At 66.8% G+C, this 19,966-nt stretch carries 12 protein-coding genes; 6 read left to right on the top strand and 6 right to left on the bottom strand.

Features of this window, described 5'->3' with window-relative positions; translation table 11 throughout:
* The first annotated feature begins 196 nt into the window (after window positions 1-196).
* Both ACQR03_RS27985 and ACQR03_RS27990 read left to right on the top strand, forming a co-directional pair.
* Window positions 197-1,540, top strand: coding sequence for a methyl-accepting chemotaxis protein (locus ACQR03_RS27985; RefSeq protein WP_316171134.1), 1,344 nt, complete (start codon window positions 197-199; stop codon window positions 1,538-1,540).
* Window positions 1,541-2,488: 948 nt separating this feature from the next.
* Complete coding sequence (locus tag ACQR03_RS27990) at window positions 2,489-4,492, top strand: methyl-accepting chemotaxis protein (protein WP_316171133.1); 2,004 nt, start codon at window positions 2,489-2,491, stop codon at window positions 4,490-4,492.
* A 422-nt stretch (window positions 4,493-4,914) separates the two neighbouring features.
* Here ACQR03_RS27990 and ACQR03_RS27995 read toward each other — a convergent pair whose 3' ends face one another.
* Window positions 4,915-5,616, bottom strand: coding sequence for a hypothetical protein (locus ACQR03_RS27995; protein WP_315753047.1), 702 nt, complete (start codon window positions 5,614-5,616; stop codon window positions 4,915-4,917).
* A gap of 1,235 nt (window positions 5,617-6,851) precedes the next feature.
* Here ACQR03_RS27995 and ACQR03_RS28000 point away from each other — a divergent pair.
* The 4 genes from ACQR03_RS28000 to ACQR03_RS28015 all read left to right on the top strand — a co-directional run bounded on the left by ACQR03_RS28000 (window position 6,852) and on the right by ACQR03_RS28015 (window position 13,801).
* A complete protein-coding gene (locus ACQR03_RS28000; protein ID WP_434842030.1) occupies window positions 6,852-8,435 on the top strand; it encodes a Do family serine endopeptidase in 1,584 nt (527 codons plus the stop codon).
* A gap of 287 nt (window positions 8,436-8,722) precedes the next feature.
* Entirely contained in the window at window positions 8,723-9,403 is a 681-nt protein-coding gene (locus tag ACQR03_RS28005) for a response regulator transcription factor (protein WP_315716199.1), read from the top strand.
* The gene (locus ACQR03_RS28010) at window positions 9,387-10,847 is read left to right on the top strand and encodes a sensor histidine kinase (RefSeq protein WP_316175916.1); all 1,461 of its coding nucleotides are present in this window, start codon (window positions 9,387-9,389) and stop codon (window positions 10,845-10,847) included. The genes ACQR03_RS28005 and ACQR03_RS28010 overlap by 17 nt, the downstream gene beginning before the upstream one ends.
* The gene (locus ACQR03_RS28015) at window positions 10,844-13,801 is read left to right on the top strand and encodes a bifunctional [glutamine synthetase] adenylyltransferase/[glutamine synthetase]-adenylyl-L-tyrosine phosphorylase (RefSeq protein WP_434842031.1); all 2,958 of its coding nucleotides are present in this window, start codon (window positions 10,844-10,846) and stop codon (window positions 13,799-13,801) included. Before ACQR03_RS28010 ends, ACQR03_RS28015 begins: the two co-directional genes overlap by 4 nt.
* Before the next feature lie 33 nt (window positions 13,802-13,834).
* Here the strand turns inward: ACQR03_RS28015 and ACQR03_RS28020 are convergent, their stop codons facing one another.
* From ACQR03_RS28020 to ACQR03_RS28040, 5 genes are read right to left on the bottom strand one after another with little or no spacing between them, the layout of a single operon-like run.
* Window positions 13,835-14,077, bottom strand: coding sequence for a formate dehydrogenase subunit delta (locus ACQR03_RS28020; protein ID WP_315716156.1), 243 nt, complete (start codon window positions 14,075-14,077; stop codon window positions 13,835-13,837).
* A complete protein-coding gene (gene fdhD / locus ACQR03_RS28025; RefSeq protein WP_434842032.1) occupies window positions 14,067-14,915 on the bottom strand; it encodes a formate dehydrogenase accessory sulfurtransferase FdhD in 849 nt (282 codons plus the stop codon). The genes ACQR03_RS28020 and fdhD overlap by 11 nt, the downstream gene beginning before the upstream one ends.
* A gap of 1 nt (window position 14,916) precedes the next feature.
* The gene (fdhF, locus tag ACQR03_RS28030; RefSeq protein WP_316225752.1) at window positions 14,917-17,796 is read right to left on the bottom strand and encodes a formate dehydrogenase subunit alpha; all 2,880 of its coding nucleotides are present in this window, start codon (window positions 17,794-17,796) and stop codon (window positions 14,917-14,919) included.
* Window positions 17,797-17,821: 25 nt separating this feature from the next.
* Window positions 17,822-19,378, bottom strand: a complete 1,557-nt coding sequence (locus tag ACQR03_RS28035; protein WP_434842033.1) for a formate dehydrogenase beta subunit — start codon at window positions 19,376-19,378, stop codon at window positions 17,822-17,824.
* Window positions 19,375-19,851 (bottom strand): formate dehydrogenase subunit gamma, encoded by a 477-nt coding sequence (locus tag ACQR03_RS28040; protein WP_316171189.1) that lies wholly within the window; start codon window positions 19,849-19,851, stop codon window positions 19,375-19,377. Before ACQR03_RS28040 ends, ACQR03_RS28035 begins: the two co-directional genes overlap by 4 nt.
* Between the last annotated feature and the right edge of the window lie 115 nt (window positions 19,852-19,966).

A 19,966-nucleotide genomic window follows, 5' to 3' on the forward strand; every position in this document is an offset into this window, starting at 1 on the left:
AGGCGGGCTGAAAGCGCGCGTGGTGCGAAGGCCGGCTGTCGCGAGTAAGAAGCGTGCGCAGCAAATGAGAACGCGCCGTCGATCCGCAAAACCCCCGTGCTTTCCCGTGCTCCGCACCTACCCGCGCTTTCAGCTTATTTTACCTTTGTCTGGAAGTGTGCGTTGACATTCCGTCTGACGTACCCGGGCAAAGCCGATGTTCTCCAACAGCAATCTGACGATCCGCTTCCTCGTGGGAGGCGTCGTCGCCTCTCTCCTCATGCTGTTGGCGATCGGCGGCGGCACCGGCTTCATCGCGGTGCTCTATCTCAACAACCAGATCACCAGCCTGTCGTCGGACTTCGCCAATCTCAGCGGTCCCGCCCGTGATCATGCGATGCTGATCTATCAGCAGGCGCAGTCGGCGTTCTCCTACTTCCTGATGGCCTGCGCGGCCATCGCCGTGTTCGCCAGCGCCGTCTGCCTGATGACCTATGCCGCCGTGCAGAACGGCATCCTGCGCCCGCTCGCCGCGATGGTCTCGGCCATGCGCGACGTCGCCGACCAGAAATACGACACGTCGATTCCCGGCCTCGGCCTCAGCAACGAGATCGGCCAGCTCGCCGGCGCGCTCGAGGTGTTCAAGACCAACGGCATCGAGCGCCAGCGCCTTACCGCGCGCGAGCTGCAGGAGGCGCAGCGCCAGGGCGAGCGCTCGCGCTTTCTCGACGGCCGCATCCATTCCTTCAACGACCTCGTCGCCAGCGTCGTCAGCAGCGTGGCGTCCTCGGCCATCCGGCTGAAGAGCAATGCCGAGACCCTGTCGCGCGCCGCCAACGACACCTCGGCCAAGGCGAATGCGGTCGAGGCCGCCGCCAACCACGCCAATCGCAGCGTCCAGACCGTGGCCGGCTCGACCGAGGAGATGACGAGCTCGATCGGCACCATCAGCCGCCGCGTCTCCGACGCCACCCAGCGCGCCGAGGGCGCGGCCTCGCAGGCCGAGAAGAGCAAGAACACCATCCACGCGCTGTCGGACGCCGCCGAGAAGATCGGGGCCGTGGTCCAGCTCGTGCAGGCGATCGCCTCGCAGACCAATTTGCTGGCGCTGAACGCCACCATCGAGGCCGCCCGCGCCGGCGAGGCCGGCCGAGGCTTTTCGGTCGTCGCCTCGGAGGTGAAGAACCTCGCCAACCAGACCAGCAAGGCGACCGACGAGATCTCGGCGCACGTCGCCAGCATCCAGGGCATCACCGCCGAGACCCGCGGCGCCATCGACGGCATCTCGACCACGCTCAGCGAGATCAGCGCCATCATGTCCGGCATCGAGGTCGACACCTCGCAGCAGCGCAACGCCACCCAGGACATCTCCCGGAGCGTCCAGGAAGCCGCCCGCGGCACCCTCGACGTCTCCAACCACATCGCCCAGATCAGCTCCACGTCAGCCGAAACCGGTCGCCTCGCCTCTGAGGCCCGCGACGCCGCCGGCGAGCTGTCGCAACAGGCCGAGACGCTGAAGCGCGAGGTGGATGCGTTCATCGTGAGCGTGAAGGCGAGCTGATCGGGCGGCTAGCGCCGCACGACAACAGCCAGCCATCATCTCCGCCGTCATTCCGGGGCATTCGCGGCACGCGAATGAGCCCGGAATCCATAACCACGAGCGGTTGTGGTGGCGACGGGCCGTTTCGGCGTATTGCTCCACCAACTGCGAGTCGTGGCTATGGATTCCGGGCTCGCGCTCACGCGCGCCCCGGAATGACGGCGGCGAGAGCGTCGTCCCCGCCATGACGCGAAGCCGTCGCCCAGCCCTCCGCTGTCGTCCCTGCGAACGCAGGGACCCATAGCCACAGGGAGATGCTGTTGTGCGGGATGTCGGACCAGTCTTGTTTCACGACAACCGCCGCGGAGTGCGTTCATCGTGAGCGTCAAGGCGAGCTGATCAGCCGGCCAGCGCCGCACGACAACAGCCAGCCATCGTCTCCGCCGTCATTCCGGGGCATTCGCGGCACGCGAATGAGCCCGGAATCCATAACCACGAGCGGTTGTGGTGGCGACGGGCCGTTTCGGCGTATTGCTCCACCAACTGCGAGTCGTGGCTATGGATTCCGGGCTCGCGCTCACGCGCGCCCCGGAATGACGGCGGAGAGAGCGTCGTCTCCCACCATCACGCGAAGCCGTCACCCAGTCCTCCGCTGTCGTCCCTGCGAACGCAGGGACCCATAGCCACAGGGAGATGCTGTTGTGCGGGATGTCGGACCAGTCTTGTTTCACGACAACCGCCGCGGAGTATGGGTCCCTGCGTTCGCAGGGACGACATCGGAGTTGGTGGAGGCCGCTCGCGTCACACCGGCAGCTGCGAGCCGCGGCCGTCTAACCCGCTATTAGTAAATATCCCCCATCGTGCATACAGCATAGCTGTGAGTCGCCAGCCAGGCGGCCGATGCTGCGGGGCAGGCGCCTGGCGACGTCAGTTCGCCCGCCTGCCGCTCTTGGGGGAGCGGACGAGGACATGATGAGCTTGAAGATCAGGGGGCGTCTCTACGCCGGCTTTGCGGCGCTCATCGTCGCCGGTGCCGTGATGGCGGCCGTGGCGGTGTGGAACCTGTGGGCCGTGCGCGACCAGGTCGCGAGCATGTCGGCGCTGTCGGACGCGACCGCGCGCATCCTGCAGATCTCCAACCATTTGCAGGCGATCCAGCGCGCCAACCTGCGCTACATCCACGACGCCAACGAGCCGGCGCTCAAGGAGGCGGCCGAGCGCGAGGCGGCGGCGACGGCGCTGCTGGAGGCGGCCACCGCCGGCCCGCTGTCCGCGGAGCGGCGCAGGCTCTATGGCGATCTCACCGGCGAGATCGCGCAGATGCAGACCCAGCGCGCCGCGCTCAGCGAGGCCGTCAAGCAGGTGAAGAGCGGCCGCGCCGCGCTGCTGCCGGGCGGCGAGGACCTCGCCGCCAAGGCCGCCAAGCTGTCGATCGCGGCGCGCATCTCGAAAGAACCGGAGGTCATGACTGCGGTCGCCGACATCGACGCCCGCCTGCAGCTCGTCCGCATCGCGACCTGGCGCTTCCTGGCGCTGCGCGACACCAAGTCCGCCTCCGCCTTCCGCGCCGGCGTCGACAATGTCGAGCAGCGGCTCGCCACGCTGGAGGGCGCGTCGCCGCCGGCGGGCGTGCTGGCCGCGATCGCGCCGGTGAAGGCCTCGCTGGAGCTCAACAAGACCGCGTTCGAGGCCACCGCCGCCGCGGCGCTGAAGTCCGAGGACATCTACGCCAACGCGATCGAGCCGCTGATCGCCCGGAGCATCGACACGCTCAAGGCCGCCGAAACGGGCGTGAATGCCGACTATCACGCTTCTCGCGCGCGCGCCGAGGGCGCCATCGACAGCACCATCTCGCTGCAGATGCTGGTCGGCGCCGCCGCCATCCTGTTCGGCTGCCTCGTCGCGGTCCTGATCGCGCGCAGCATCGTCGGCCCGCTGGCGTCGATGACGCGGGCGATGGGGCGGCTCGCGAGCGGCGACGTCGCCGTCGAAATTCCCGGCCGCGGCGCCCGCGACGAGATCGGCGCCATGGCGACGGCGATCCAGGTGTTCAAGGACAACATGGCCGAGACCGAGCGTCTGCGCGCCGAGCATGCCGACGCCGAAGCGCGGCAGGAGCAGCAGCGCCGGGACGACATGGCGAAGCTCGCCCGCCAGTTCGAGCAGGCCGTCGGCGAGATCGTCGATGCGGTGTCGCACGCCTCGAGCGAGCTCGAAGCCTCCGCCGGGACGCTCACCAGCACCGCCGCGCGCGGCCAGGATTTGTCGACCGAGGTCGCCGCCGCCTCGCAGGAGGCCTCGTCCAACGTGCAGACGGTGGCCTCCGCCGCCGAGGAGCTGTCGTCCTCGGTCAGCGAGATCTCCCGCCAGGTGCAGGAATCCGCCCGCATCGCCGGCGAGGCGGTGGCGCAGGCCAACCGCACCAATGAGCGCGTCGGCACCCTGTCGAAGGCCGCCACCCGCATCGGCGACGTGCTCGAGCTGATCTCGAGCATCGCCGGCCAGACCAACCTCTTGGCGCTCAACGCCACCATCGAGGCGGCGCGCGCCGGCGAGGCCGGCCGCGGCTTCGCGGTGGTCGCCGCCGAGGTCAAGGCGCTGGCCGAGCAGACGGCGAAAGCCACCGGCGAGATCGCCCAGCAGGTCTCCGGCATCCAGGCCGCCACCGAGGAGTCGGTCGGCTCGATCAAGGAGATCGGCAGCACCATCGGCCGCCTGTCGGAGATCGCAGCGGCCGTCTCCGCCGCCGTCGAAGAGCAGGGCGCCGCGACGCAAGAGATCTCCCGCAACGTCCAGCACGCCGCCAACGGCACCCAGCGCGTCTCCCGCAACATCGACGACGTGCAGCGCGGCGCCTCGGAGACAGGCTCGGCATCGTCGCAGGTGCTGACGGCAGCACGGTCGCTGTCGGCGGAGAGCGGACGGTTGAAGCGGGAGGTGAGTAGGTTCCTGGGGTCGTTGCAGGCCGCGTGATGGGAGCACGGTGTTTAGCTCCGGCGTCGGACGAGTAGGGCGGATTAGCGCAGCGTAATCCGCCATCGCCACCCGACCACTAACGCGGCGGCTTACGCCTTCGGCTAAGCCGCCCTTCGGATCGTCGATGGGCGAGCCGTCACCAAGCGCTCCGCTGTCGTCCCGGACAAGCGTGCGCAGCACGCGCCGATCCGGGACCCATAACCACAGGAAGATGTCGTTGGCGAGATGTGGGACCAGTCGTTCTAAGCAAGGACCGCCGCGGATTATGGGTCCCCGCGTTCGCGGGGACGACGGTGGAGTTTGTGGCGGCTGCTCGCGTCACACCTGCGGCTGAAAATACATGGCGCGATCCGGGAACACACGAGCTTCAGAGATAAACCTTGGTGTCGCAACGTTCGTCCGGCTGTGCTTGCTCCTGATCATGCTGGCCAAGCCGATCGGAGAAGCGACAAAATAAACCGGACGTCGATGAAGTAAACGTGCTGATTTCCACCGCGTATCATTATTCCAGCAAGTCCTACGAAGTAGGAATTCCTGTCTCGTGCGATATGATAGATGGGACCGCCACTCAAGCCGTCCTGAGAAAAAGGCGTCTTGCCTGTGATCTTTATACGATGCACATGCCGGGCATGGCTCGCTCCGATGTAGTTTCCGGTGGTGACTACCTGTTTTAGATGTACATGCGGGATCTCGTAGTCAACGCTTCGGCACTCCGTAGGATAACCAAACAGGTAGAATTGAGTGTCGGAATTTCCGTTCCACGCATCGCTCTCCTGGATTGGAAAGAATGCCGATTCAAGATTTGGAGATTGATAGTTTTCAGGCGCGAACTCCATTGCCTGTAGATCGTTGAAATCTTCGTCAATACTGCTGCTATCGGTGCTTACGAAAAGAAGGCGCGATCCCGACACAAGTATCTTTCCGTCCTCGATTGGGATCGTGACATCATCAGGTGCGTAATCTTTCGTTTGGTGGCGACACCATAAAAGAAAGTACTTGTCGTGCCATCGAACTGCCGTTGCGGAGCCTAGAAAACAATATGGGAACTGCTCGTGGCCAGTGAGACAGAAAGTTTGCTTGGTGTACCTCGCCAGCACCGTTTCAGTGTTGCGAGTAGGCACCCATAGTCTTCCCACACGTACAGCAGAAGCTCCGACCCATAATGTGAGATTGCGTATCACTGTTGGGGCGCTCGCTTCGCGGCGTCGTCAAGCTGATTGGAGATGCCTGACAGCAATGCAATGACTGGCGAATTGAATCGCAAGCTAGAGTATCAGAGTTCATTCGGAGCGGGGTGTTGCCTGAAGTTGCAATCCCAAAAATTTATAGGGATTACGGCTGATCGTTTCCCGAGTTTCGTTGTGGCCCTTCCTATTAGCCAAATCGTGGGGTCGTAAAATGGGCGGCCTTATTCCGAAAATCAAAAATCCTCTTGCCTCTCACCCCAAATCACCCTTATCCTCCACCCGTTCCGTTCCACCGAGGGGGCGTATCGCGATCGTCACGGACGTCGGATGCGGAATGCGATGGACGCGGGCTGCCGCAGCGGGGTTTTGGCCTCGCCGACGAACGGCGGATCGCGGACGTGAAATCGTGTGGTCCTGGTCGCCCGATGCTGCGGCCAAGCCGGTGGTGATGATCCGCCGGTGACGGGGTCAAGAAGCCGGTCCCCGGGGAGATCACGTATAAGCGTTAACACCATCGCACAGGGAGGGCCGGGCGTGTTCGGCCAGACCTGTGGTACCTGCCGCCTGCATTTTTTCCGCAGGCGGGCCACGGGCGCGGCCAGCGCCCGGCCTTCCCTGTGCCCTCGCTGTGAGGGTGCGAGTTCAAGGGCATGACTCGGGCGCGGGATGCGTCGCGAGGATGTGGAGGCTCGACTCGCGGTTAGTTTTCTCCACATGCTGTTTGATAGTGGGGATCAGGATAGTTGCTCCGGGCGTCATTGCGAGCGCACCGGACGGGTAGGGCGGATCAGCGCAAGCGTCATCCGCCGGGGCTGGCTCCGGTGCGGGCGGATGTGCGGCGGCTGGATCGGGGGCTGTTGGAAAGGCGGCGGGTTACGCCTGCGGCTAACCCGCCCTACGGGGGTTACGACTTTGGTCGGATCGGCCAAAATGATGGCCGCTACGGGGCGGCCGGGACGCTGGCAAACTCCTGGTCTCGCAAGGCTTTTCCGCCTCGCTCCACCATCTGCGCCATTCCGCCGCAGTGTTCGTGTCCATCCATTACAGAAGTTTAACGCCGCAGCCAGCACGCCGTAAGGCGGCAGCCCCCATCTTCACTGGCGAACGGGGCGCACAGCCCGGGACCCAAGTTTTAGACCTTGACCAAAATCGCTTGCGGAGAAAACCGTATGACTGACCGTCCGACCGACCTGTCCTCCCTTCCGTCCTATCGCCAGCCCCGGCGCGGCCTGTTCTCGGCGCGCAAGTTCGCGCTGATGGCCTCCGTCGTCGCGGGCCTCGGCGTCGCCGCCTATGGCCTGTCGCCGCAAGGGGCGCCCGTCGATCTGTTCTCGACCTCGGCGCATGCGCAGGTCGCCAACGAGGTCAGCAAGGTCGCGCGCCCGGTCGGCTTCGCCGACATCGTGGAGCGGGTGAAGCCGTCGGTGATTTCGGTCAAGGTCAACATCGCGGAGAAGGTCGCCAAGGACGACAGCGACGACGATACGCCGTTCCAGCCGGGCTCGCCGATGGAGCGCTTCTTCCGCCGCTTCGGTGGTGAGAACGGCATTCCCGGCATGCCGGGCCGCGGCGGCCGCGGTGGCGGTCGCGCCGTGACCGGGCAGGGCTCCGGCTTCTTCATCTCCGCCGACGGCTATGCCGTGACCAACAACCACGTGGTCGACGGCGCCAACAAGGTCGAGGTGACGACCGACGACGGCAAGACCTACAGCGCCAAGGTGATCGGCACCGACCCGCGCACGGATCTGGCGCTGATCAAGGTCGAGGGCGGCACGAACTTCCCGTTCGCCAAGCTCGCCGACGGCAAGCCGCGGATCGGCGACTGGGTGCTGGCGGTCGGCAACCCGTTCGGCCTCGGCGGCACGGTGACGGCCGGCATCGTCTCGGCGGTCGGCCGCGACATCGGCAACGGCCCGTATGACGATTTCATCCAGATCGACGCGCCCGTGAACAAGGGCAACTCCGGCGGTCCGGCGTTCGATGTCGACGGCAACGTCGTCGGCGTCAACACCGCGATCTACTCGCCCTCCGGCGGCAGCGTCGGCATCGCGTTCTCGATCCCCGCCTCGACGGTTAAGAGCGTGGTGGCCCAGCTCAAGGACAACGGCTCGGTCAGCCGCGGCTGGATCGGCGTGCAGATCCAGCCGGTGACGCAGGACATCGCCGACAGCCTCGGCATGAAGAAGGCCGAGGGCGCGCTGGTCGCCGAGCCCCAGGCCAACGGTCCGGCGGCGAAGGCGGGCATCCAGTCCGGCGACGTCATCACCGCGGTCAACGGCGAGCCGGTGAAGGACGCGCGTGAGCTCGCCCGCACCATCGGCGGCATCGCGCCGGGCGCCTCGGTCAAGCTCAACGTCCTGCACAAGGGCGAGGACAAGACCATCAACCTGACGCTCGGCAAGCTGCCGAACACGATCGAGGCCAAGGCCGACACCGGCGGCGACAATGCGAGCCCGACCCGCGGCGCCGACGTGCCGAAGCTCGGCATGACCGTGGCGCCCGCGTCGAGCGTCGCCGGTGCCGGCAAGGACGGCGTCGTCGTCACCGAGGTCGACCCGAAGAGCGCGGCGGCCGATCGCGGCTTCAAGGAAGGCGACGTCATCCTGGAGGTCGCGGGCAAGTCGGTGACCTCCGCCGGTGACGTGCGCGAAGCGATCAACGCCGCCAAGGCCGACAACAAGAACAGCGTGCTGATGCGTGTGAAGAGCGGCGGGCAGTCGCGCTTCGTCGCGGTGCCGCTGGCCAAGGGCTGAGCGAGGGCCAAGGCCCTTACGAGATAAGGCCCTTACGAGATGGGAGACCGCCGGCATGTGCCCCCGCGCCGGTGGCTCTTCCTGGGGGCGGGCTTAAAGTTCCGCTCCCGCAAACCTTCCGTTGGACAACGCCCCCCTCCGTCGGAAGGAACTCGGGCGGTGAGGTCCCCCAGCCTCACCGCCCACTTTGCTGCCGATCAACCCCGGGCCCATGCCGCCTTGCACGGAAACGGCGGCCGGTCCATGTAGATGGACATCGAACCGTGACCGCCGCCCCCGTTTCCGCAATGCGCCTCCTGATCATCGAAGACGACCGCGAGTCCGCCGACTATCTGGTCAAGGCGTTCCGCGAGGTCGGACATGTCGCAGACCTCGCCAGCGACGGCGAGGAGGGGCTCGCCATGGCCGACAGCGGGGATTACGACGTGCTGGTGGTCGACCGCATGCTGCCCAAGCGCGACGGCCTGTCGCTGATCGGCGCGCTGCGCGACAAGGGCAACCGGACGCCCGTGCTCATTCTGTCGGCGCTCGGCCAGGTCGATGACCGCATCAAGGGCCTGCGCGCCGGCGGCGACGATTATCTGCCGAAGCCCTATGCCTTCGCCGAGCTGCTCGCCCGCGTCGAGGTGCTGTCGCGCCGCCATGGCGGCCCGGCCGAGGAGACCACCTACAAGGTCGGCGATCTCGAGCTCGATCGCCTGTCGCATCGCGTCGCACGCGGCAAGGACGAGCTGACCCTGCAGCCGCGCGAGTTCCGCCTGCTCGAATATCTCATGAAACATGCGGGGCAGGTGGTGACGCGCACGATGCTCCTGGAGAACGTCTGGGATTATCATTTCGATCCGCAGACCAACGTGATCGACGTCCACATCTCGCGGCTGCGCTCCAAGATCGACAAGGGGTTCGACCGCCCGCTGCTCCACACCATCCGCGGCGCGGGGTACATGATCCGTGACGGCCTTCGGTAAGCTGATCCGCACCACGGCGTTCCGGCTGACGCTGGTCTATCTGCTGTTGTTTGCGCTGTTCGCCGCCTCGCTGCTCGGCTATTTCGCCTGGAACACCCGCCGGCTCATCACCGAGCAGATCTCGACCACGGTCACCTCCGAGATCAGCGAGATGACCGACATCTTCGCCCGCTGGGGCCTGCGCGGAATCGTCGGCGCGATCGAGAGCCGCGCGCTGCGGCCGGGCGCCAATCTCTATCTCATCACCACGCCGACCGGGCAGGCGATCGCCGGCAATGTCGGCTCGCTGGCGCCGGGCGTGATGGGCTCGTCCGGCTGGTCGGAGACGTTCTACCGGCGGCTCGACGACAGCACCGAGCACAGCCATCGCGCGCTGGTGTATGTCACGCAGCTCTCCAGCGGTTTTCGGCTTTTGATCGGCCGCGATCTCGAGGAGCGCCGCCGCCTGTTCGGCATCGTCGCCAAGGCGGCGCAATGGTCGGTGCTGGTGGTGGTGGTGCTCGGCATCGGCGGCGGCATCTTCGTCGCGCGGCGCGTGCTGCACCGGATCGATGCCATGACCGGCACGACGCGGCGGATTATGGATGGCGATCTCTCCGGCCGTCTGCCGGTCGGGCGCAGCGGCGACGAGCTCGATCGCCTGGCGGAAAATCTCAACGCGATGCTGGAGCGCATCGAGGCGCTGATGACCGGCCTCAAGGAGGTCTCCGACAACATCGCGCATGATCTCAAGACGCCGCTGACACGGTTGCGCAACCGCGCCGAGGAGGCGCTGGCGAAGTCGCGCTCCGAGGACGAATATCGCGCCGCGCTGGAGCGCACGATCGAGGAATCCGACGGCCTGATCCGCACCTTCAACGCGCTCTTGATGATCGCGCGGGCGGAGTCCGGGCAGGCGCGCGGCGACATGGTCGAGTTCGATGCGGCCGAGGTCGCCGGTGGCATTCACGAATTGTACGAGCCGCTGGCCGAGGACAATGAGATGACGTTGCGGGTCAAGGCCGCGGCCGCGCCGGTGCATGGCAATCGCGAGCTGATCAGCCAGGCGCTCGCCAATCTCGTCGAGAACGCGATCAAATACGGCAAGCCGGCGGCGCTGCCGCTCGATGCCGCCGCCGCCGCTGATAGCCGCGAAATCCTGATCGAGGCGCGGCGCGAGGGCGGACAGGTGCTGCTCAGCGTGACCGATCATGGCGAGGGCATTCCCGAGGCCGAGCGCAAGCGCGCCGTCGAGCGTTTCGTGCGGCTGGAGGCGAGCCGCACTTTGCCCGGTTCCGGCCTCGGTCTCAGCTTGGCGTCCGCCGTCGCGACCCTGCATGGCGGCGAGCTCCGGCTCGGCGATGCCAGGCCGGGGCTGATCGCGACGCTGGTGCTGCCGGCTGGTGCCGGCGTGCCCGCGAAGCTTGCGGCGCCGGCGCAGGATGTGCCACAGAAGGCCGCATGATCTCATCCGCGCCGGGAAACGCGGACGGGCAGACGCTGGCCGAACGTTTCGTTGCCGGCCCGCATGTCCGTGCGCCCGACAAAGCCGAACAGCGCCTCCACGAGTGGCTCGCCGAGCTCGAGCCGTCCTTGGCCGCCTCGCTCCACCAGCTGCTCGCCGACGGCTGGCCGCGAACCATCCTGCTCGGGATTGCCGAGTGCTCGCCCTATCTGTTCGATCTCGTCCGCGCCGACGGCCATCGCCTGGACCGTCTTTTGCGCAGCGAGCCGCAGGCGCATCTCGCCGAGCTGATCGCCCGCACCGGCCGCGAGGTGTTTGCCGCTTCCAGCGAAGCCGAGGTGATGAGCCTGCTGCGCCGGCTGAAATCCGAGGCGGCGCTCTTGATCGCGCTGTGCGACATCGGCGGCGTGTGGCCGGTGATGCAGGTGACGGCGGGGCTGACCGACGTCGCGGTGTCCTCGGTGCAGATGGCGCTGCGGTATCTGCTGCGCCTGGAGACGGTGCGCGGCCGGCTCGCGCCCGTCGATGCCGACGATCCGGAGCAGGGCAGCGGCCTGTTCGTGCTCGCGATGGGCAAGATGGGGGCGGGCGAGCTCAACTATTCGAGCGACATCGACCTGATCGTGTTCTTCGATCCCGAGATCAACTCGCTGGCGCGCGACATCGAGCCGCAGCCGTTCTTCGTCCGCGTGACGCAAGCGATGGCGCGGCTGCTGCAGAGCCGCACCGCGGACGGCTATGTGTTCCGCGTCGATCTCCGGCTGCGGCCGGATCCGGCCTCGACGCAGGTGGCGATGTCGACCGAGGCAGCGCTGCATTACTACGAGCGCGAGGGCCGCACCTGGGAACGCGCCGCGATGATCAAGGCGCGGGTCTGTGCCGGCGACGTCGTCGCGGGCGAGGCGATGCTGGCGGAGCTGTCGCCGTTCGTATGGCGCAAGCATCTCGACTTCCAGGCGCTGACCGACGTCCACGACATGAAGCGGCAGATGCAGGTCTATCGCGGCCACAGCGAGATCGCGGTCGAAGGCCACAACGTCAAGGTCGGGCGCGGCGGCATCCGTGAGATCGAGTTCTTTGCCCAGACCCAGCAGTTGATCGCCGGCGGCCGTCATCCCGAGCTGCGCGTCCGTCCGACTTTGCAGGCGCTCGACGTGCTCACCGCCAGCAAGTGGATCACGGAGCAGGCGCGCGACGAGCTCACCACGGCTTATGAGTTCCTGCGCAGGGTCGAGCACCGGCTGCAGATGATGGCGGACGAGCAGATCCACAGCCTGCCCGACGATGTCGAGGGCGTGAGCCGCTTCGCATGCTTCTTCGGCTACGACAGCCGCGAGCGGTTCGCGACCGACCTGCTGTTCCATCTCGACGTCGTGCAGGGACACTACGCCCGGCTGTTCGAGGGCGATCCCACCGGCACCGTCAGCCTGCCGGCGGTGAACTACGGCGCCGGTCCCGACGAGCCGCGCCTGATGGAGCATCTTGCCGGATTGGGCTTCCGCGATCCGGTGATGGTCGCCAAGACCCTGCAGCAATGGCTGGCGGGCGAGTACCGCGTGTTCCGCACGGATGCGACGCGCACCGCGTTCACCGATTTCCTGCCCGCGCTGATCGATGGCCTCGCGCATGCCGACGAGCCGGATCGCGCCGTCGTGGCCTTCGACCGCTTCCTGCAGGCGCTGCAACTCGGCGGCCGCCTGATCACCCTGCTCGGGCAGAACCGCGACCTCGTGGCGCTCGTCGCGCTCGTGCTCGGGGCGGCGCCCCGGCTCGGCGACATGCTGGCGCGGCAGCCGCGGCTGATGGACGGCCTGATCGATCCGCGCTTCTTCGGCGCGATTCCCGACCGGCGCGAATTGTCAGAGCGGCTGGCGTCGACGCTAAAGGATGCCGGGACCTATGAGGAGTTTCTCGATCGTCTCAGGCTGTTCGGTCAGGAGAGCCTGTTCCTAATCGGCACGCGCATCCTCTCCGGCACGGTGTCGGCGCAGCAGGCCGGCACCGCGTTCGCCGACGTCGCCGAGGGCATCGTGCACACCGTGCATGATCTCGTGACGGAGCGCTTCGCCGCCCAGCACGGCCGCATCAAGGGCCAGGAGACCGCGATCGTCGCGATGGGGCGGCTCGGCGCGCGCGAAATGACGGCTTCGTCCGATCTCGACCTGATCCTGCTCTACGACTTCGATGGCGATGCGCCGGATTCCGACGGCGAGCGCTCGCTGCAGGGCGCGCACTACTTCGCGCGCTTCACCCAGCGGCTGATCTCGGCCTTCACCTCGCGCACCAATTACGGCGTGCTCTACGACATCGACATGCGGCTGCGGCCGTCGGGCCGCGCCGGCCCGCTGGCCTCGCACATCGACTCCTTTGCGCATTACCAGGAGCAGGAGGCGTGGACCTGGGAGCACATGGCGCTGACGCGGGCACGGGTGATCTCGGCGTCGCCGGCGTTTCGGGCCCGGATCGAGGAGATCATCCAGGCCGCGCTGCAGCGTCCGCGCGACAGGAGCGCGATCGCGCGCGACGTCGCCGACATGCGCCGCGCGATCGCGGCCGAGAAGGGCGAGGCCGATCTGTGGGACCTCAAGCACGCCGCCGGCGGCATGGTCGACATCGACTTCGTCGCGCAATATCTGCAGCTCGTCCATGCCGCGACGACGCCGGAGATTCTCGATGTCAGCACGCTTGCGGTGCTCGACAATGCCGAGCGGCTCGGCGTGCTGCCGCGCGCTGAAGCCGTGATCCTGCGTCAGGCCGCGCGGCTGTATCACGATCTGACGCAGATCGTGCGGCTGTGCGTCAGCGACAAGTTCAAGCCGGATCAGGCCGGCGAGGACCTGCTGCGGGTGATGGCCCGGGCGGGCGACGCGCCGGATTTCTCGGCGCTCGAGGCGCGGCTGCGCGAAACGCAGACCGAAGTGCGGCGCGTGTTCACCGCACTCGTGGAGGGATGACCCGACCAGCCGCGCGGTAGGACGGCCGGCCGCCTATGCCTTTTCCTTGGCGACCGCGGCATCTTTCAGCCGGCCGATCGCTTCCTTCACCGCCGGGTCGAGGCCGGCGCCGCCGGCGTCGTGGTGCGCATAGATCGTCTTGAGCATGCGCGGATCCCAGAACTTCTTGATGTGCTCGGCGACGCCGGCGACCTCCTTCTCCTGTCCCTGGCTCTGGAAGAACTTGCCGATCTGGTTGGCCATGTAGACGAGGCGCTCGGAGGGGTTATGCGACATGGGTGTTGTCCGTCTGTGTTGATCGCGCGCCGGTCTCGGCGCTCGCGACGATCCGTTCGGGATGGGTGAAGATTTCGAAGCCGTCGTTGCGGGCCACCGCAATCAGCGTGATGCCGGCGGCCTCGGCCATGCGAATGGCGAGCGCGGTCGGGGCGGAGACCGCGACCATGATGGGTGCGCCCATGGCAGCAGCCTTCTGCACCAGTTCGACCGAGACGCGGCTCGTCAGGATCACGATGCCCTCGCTCGCCGCACAGCGCGTTTGCGCGAGGTGGCCAGCGAGCTTGTCGAGCGCGTTGTGGCGGCCGACATCCTCGCGCAAGCCGACGATGCCGCGCGCGGGAGTCCAGAACGCCGCGGCATGCACCGCGCGGGTCTCGTGATTGAGCTTCTGCAGCGGCTCGATGGCCTCAAGCGCCGCCATGACGTCGCGCGGAGCGAAACGCCGGCCGTCCGGGACATGCGCCGCCGGCCGCACCGCTTCGCTGACCGAATCGATGCCGCACAGGCCGCAGCCGGTGGGGCCGGCGATGTTGCGGCGGCGCTCGGCCAAGCGTTCGGCCTGCGCGTCGGGCAGCCACATCCTGAGCTCGATGCCGTCATCCAGCTCGACGACGTCGAGAGAGATGATGTCGTCTCGGCTCGTGACGAGACCTTCGTTCAGGCTGAAGCCGATGGCGAAGTCGCGGAGGTCTTGCGGCGTCGCCATCATGACGGCCTGGGTGCCGCCATTGTAGGTCAGTGCGACCGCGGTCTCCTCCGGCACGCGGCGGTGGCCCTCGGTGAGGGCTCCGTCGCGCCAGACCAGACGATCCGCGATGCGCACTGCATCGGTCATGCTACTCCGCTGCCTCCACGACCGGGGCGATGCGGCGCGAGTTGCGGGCCTGCTCGTCATAGGCTTTCTGCCAGTCCGACGGTCCGTTGGACTGCGACACCTGCACTGCCGTGACCTTGTACTCCGGACAGTTGGTGGCCCAGTCCGAATAGTCCGTGGTGATGACGTTGGCCTGGGTCAGCGGATGGTGGAAGGTGGTGTAGACCACGCCGGGGGCGACGCGCTCGGAGATCAGCGCGTGCAGCGTGGTCTCGCCGGCGCGGCTGGTCAGCCGCACCCAGTCGCCGTCGCGGATGCCGCGCTGCTCGGCATCGTGCGGATGGATCTCCAGCACGTCCTCGCCATGCCACACCACGTTCTCGGTGCGCCGCGTCTGGGCGCCGACATTGTACTGCGACAGGATGCGCCCCGTGGTGAGCAGGAGCGGGAAGCGCGGGCCGGTGCGCTCGTCGGTCGCGACATACTCCGTGACCACGAACTTGCCCTTGCCGCGGACGAAGCCGTCGACATGCATGATCGGCGAACCCTCGGGATTCTTCTCGTTGCAGGGCCACTGCACCGATCCCATCTCCTCGAGCTTCTGATAGGAGACGCCGGCGAAGGTCGGCGTCAGCGCCGCGATCTCGTCCATGATCTCGGACGGGTGATTGTACTTCATCTCGAAGCCCATCGCCTTGGCGAGACCGATCGTCACCTCCCAGTCGGCCATGCCGTTGAGCGGGGTCATCACCTTGCGCACCCGCTGGATGCGGCGCTCGGCGTTGGTGAAGGTGCCGTCCTTCTCGAGGAAGGTCGAGCCCGGCAGGAACACGTGGGCGTAGTTGGCGGTCTCGTTCAGGAACAGGTCCTGCACGATGACGCATTCCATCGACGATAGCGCCTGCACCACATGCGTGGTGTTGGGATCCGACTGCAGGATGTCCTCGCCCTGCACGTAGAGGCCCATGAAGGTGCCTTCGATCGCGGAGTCGAACATGTTCGGGATGCGCAGGCCGGGCTCAGGGTTGAGCTTGACGTTCCACATCGCCTCGAACTGGTCGCGCACCGCGTCGCCCGAGATGTGGCGGTAGCCCGGCAGCTCGTGCGGGAACGAGCCCATGTCGCACGAGCCCTGCACGTTGTTCTGGCCGCGCAGCGGGTTCACGCCGACGCCGCGGCGGCCGATATTGCCGGTCGCCATCGCGAGGTTGGCGATCGCGATCACCGTGGTCGAGCCCTGGCTGTGCTCGGTCACGCCGAGGCCGTAGTAGATCGCGCCGTTGCCGCCCTTGGCGTAGAGCCGGGCCGCGCCGCGGATCGCTTCCGGGTCCACGCCGGAAATGCTGGCGATCGCCTCGGGGCTGTTCTTCTCCAGCGCGACGAACTCGGCCCAGTCCTGGAACTCGCTCCAGTCGCAGCGCTCGCGCACGAAGGTCTCGTTGACGAGGCCTTCGGTGACGATCACATGGGCCAGCGCAGTCAGGATCGCGACATTGGTGCCGGGCAGCAGCGGCAGATGATAGTCGGCCTTGACGTGCGCCGACTTCACGAGGTCGATCTTGCGCGGATCGACGACGATCAGCTTGGCGCCCTGGCGCAGCCGCTTCTTCATGCGCGAGCCGAACACCGGATGCGCATCGGTCGGGTTGGCGCCGATCACCATGATGACGTCGCTGTCCTCGACCGAGTCGAAGTCCTGCGTGCCGGCGGAGGTGCCGAAGGTGGTGGCAAGGCCGTAGCCGGTCGGCGAGTGGCAGACGCGGGCGCAGGTGTCGACATTGTTGTTGCCGAAGCCGGCGCGGATCAGCTTCTGCACCAGATAGGTTTCTTCGTTGGTGCAGCGGGACGAGGTGATGCCGCCGATCGAGTCGCGGCCGTATTTGGCCTGGATGCCGCGCAGCTTGTCGGCGGCGAACTTGAAGGCCTCGTCATAGGAGACCTCGCGCCAGGGCTGGTCGATGGTCTCGCGGATCATCGGCTTGAGGATGCGCTCCTTGTGGGTCGCATAGCCATAGGCGAAGCGGCCCTTGACGCAGGAATGGCCGCGATTGGCCTTGCCATCCTTGTACGGCACCATGCGCACGACTTCCTCGCCGCGCATCTCCGCCTTGAAGGCGCAGCCGACGCCGCAATAGGCGCAGGTGGTGACCGCCGAATGCTCCGGCTGGCCGATCTCGATCACGCTCTTCTCGGTAAGCGTCGCAGTCGGGCAGGCCTGCACGCAAGCGCCGCACGACACGCATTCCGAACCGAGGAAGCTCTCGCTCATGCCCGGCGACACCCGGCTGTCGAAGCCGCGGCCGGAGATGGTCAGCGCGAACGTGCCTTGCACTTCCTCGCAGGCGCGGACGCAGCGCGAGCAGACGATGCACTTGGAGGGATCGTAGGTGAAATAGGGGTTCGACTCGTCCTTCGGCAGCCAGGCCGGATTGGCCTCGCCGCAGGCGTCGGCGAACACGTGGTTCTCACCCTGGTTGCCGTAGCGCACGTCGCGCAGGCCAACCGCGCCGGCCATGTCCTGCAGCTCGCAATCGCCATTGGCAGCGCAGGTCAGACAGTCGAGCGGATGGTCGGAGATGTAGAGCTCCATCACGCCCTTGCGCAGCTTCTTCAGCCGCTCGGTCTGGGTGTGGACGACGAGGCCCGCGGCCACCGGCGTGGTGCAGGAGGCCGGGGTGCCGGCGCGGCCTTCGACCTCGACGAGGCAGAGGCGACACGAGCCGAACGCGTCGACCATGTCGGTCGCGCACAGCTTCGGGATCTGCGTTCCGGCCTCCATGGCCGCGCGCATGATCGAGGTGCCCTCGGGAACGGTGATGCTCTGGCCGTCGATGGTGAGCGTGACCATCTTTTCGGACTTGGAGAGCGGTGTGCCGTAATCGGTTTCGTGGATGAGCGACATGGTCGGTGTCCTTGTTCCCGATATCTTATTCCGCAGCCTGCAAGCGCGGCTGCTGGGGGCCGAAATCTTCGCGGAAGTGCTTCAGCGCCGAGAGCACAGGGTAGGGCGTGAAGCCGCCGAGTGCACAGAGCGATCCGAGCTTCATGGTGCCGCAGAGGTCTTCGACCAGGGCGATGTTTTCGGCGACGCGCTCGCCGCGGCGGATCTTGTCGATGGTCTCGGCGCCGCGCGTCGAGCCGATACGGCACGGCGTGCACTTGCCGCAGGATTCGATGGCGCAGAACTCCATCGCGAAGCGGGCCTGCTTCGACATGTCGACGCTGTCGTCGAACACGACGATGCCGCCATGGCCGATCAGGCCGTCCTTGGCGGCGAACGCCTCGTAGTCGAACGGCGTGTCGAACAGGGCGCGGGGGAAGTAGGCGCCGAGCGGGCCTCCGACCTGCACGGCACGGACCGGGCGGCCGGTGAAGGTGCCGCCGCCGATGTCGTCGACCAACTCGCCCAGCGTGATGCCGAACGCGGTCTCGAACAGGCCGCCGAACTTGACGTTGCCGGCGATCTGGATCGGCATCGTGCCGCGCGAGCGTCCCATGCCGAAATCGGCATAGGCCTTGGCGCCCTCATCGAGGATGAAGGGGATGGCGGCGAACGACAGCAGGTTGTTCACGACGGTCGGCTTGCCGAACAGGCCATGATGGGCGGGCAGCGGCGGCTTGGCGCGGACGATGCCGCGCTTGCCCTCCAGGCTCTCCATCAGCGCGGTCTCTTCGCCGCAGACATAGGCGCCGGCGCCGGTGCGCACCTCCAACTCGAACGTGGCGTTGGAGCCCGCAATCTTGTCGCCGAGCAGGCCGGCCTTCCTGGCGATCTCGATCGCCTTGGTCATGGTCGCGATCGCGTGCGGATATTCCGAGCGCGTGTAGATGTAGCCCTTGGTGGCGCCCACCGCGATGCCGCAGATGGTCATGCCTTCGATCAGCACGAAGGGATCGCCTTCCATCAGCATGCGGTCGGCGAAGGTGCCGCTGTCGCCCTCGTCGGCGTTGCAGATGACGTATTTGCGGTCGGCCGCGGTCTGCGCCACCGTCTTCCATTTGATGCCGGTCGGGAAGCCTGCGCCGCCGCGGCCGCGCAGGCCCGAGGTCGTGACCTCGGCGATCACAGCATCGGGCGTCAGCGTCAGGGCGCGGGTCAGGCCCTTGTAGCCGCCATGGGCGCGGTAGTCGTCGAGCGACAGCGGATCGATGATGCCGCAGCGGGCGAAGGTGAGGCGGGTCTGCCGCTTCAGCCACGGGATCTCCTCGGTCAGGCCGAGCGAGAGCTTGTGCGGCTTGTCGGCGACGATCGCATCGAGCAGGGACGGCACGTCGTCTGCCGTCACCGGTCCGAAGCCGAAGCGGCCCTGCGCCGTCTCCAGCTCGACCAGCGGCTCGAGCCAGTACAACCCACGCGAGCCGTTGCGTACGACTTCAATATCGACCTTCCGCTCCAGCGCCGCCTTGTGCAGCGCGTGGGCAACCTCATCGGCGCCGACGGCGAGGGCGCCGGCATCACACGGGACAAAAAGACGCACGCTCATCGCTGGGCCTCCGAGACGAGAGCATCGATCCGGGCTTCGTCGAGCCGGCCCACCAGGCGGCCATCGAGCATGGCCGACGGCGCGGTTGCGCACAGGCCGAGACAGTAGATCGGCTCGAGCGTGACGCGCTCATCGGCCGTGGTGTTGCCGATGGAGATGCCGAGCTTCGCTTCGGCGCGCGCCGCGAGCGCATCGCCGCCGGCGGCCTGGCAGGCCTCGGCGCGGCACAGCTTCAGCACGTGACGACCGGCCTTCTTGGCCCGGAAATCATGGTAGAACGTGAACACGCCGTAAACCTCGGCGCGCGAGAGGTTCAGAGCGGATGCGATCATCGGAATGGCATCCTCCGGCACATGGCCGAACGTCTCCTGCAACGCATGGAGGATGGGCAAGGTTGCTCCCTCCATCCCGCTATGTTGGGCGATGATTTCGGCGCCGCGCGCCGCCTCCCACGTCTCGTACACCGGCGTCATCCTGATCCCGATTCTGCGTTGCAAGCGTTTCGCACATCCAAATTGGAATTGCTCAAGATATCAATAAAGCAGTCCCGTGCTGCGATAGCGAAACGCAATCGAGAGATAGCTAGAA

The sequence above is a fragment of the Bradyrhizobium sp. HKCCYLS3070 genome, assembly GCF_051167575.1.
In the GTDB taxonomy this organism is placed as follows: Bacteria; Pseudomonadota; Alphaproteobacteria; order Rhizobiales; family Xanthobacteraceae; genus Bradyrhizobium.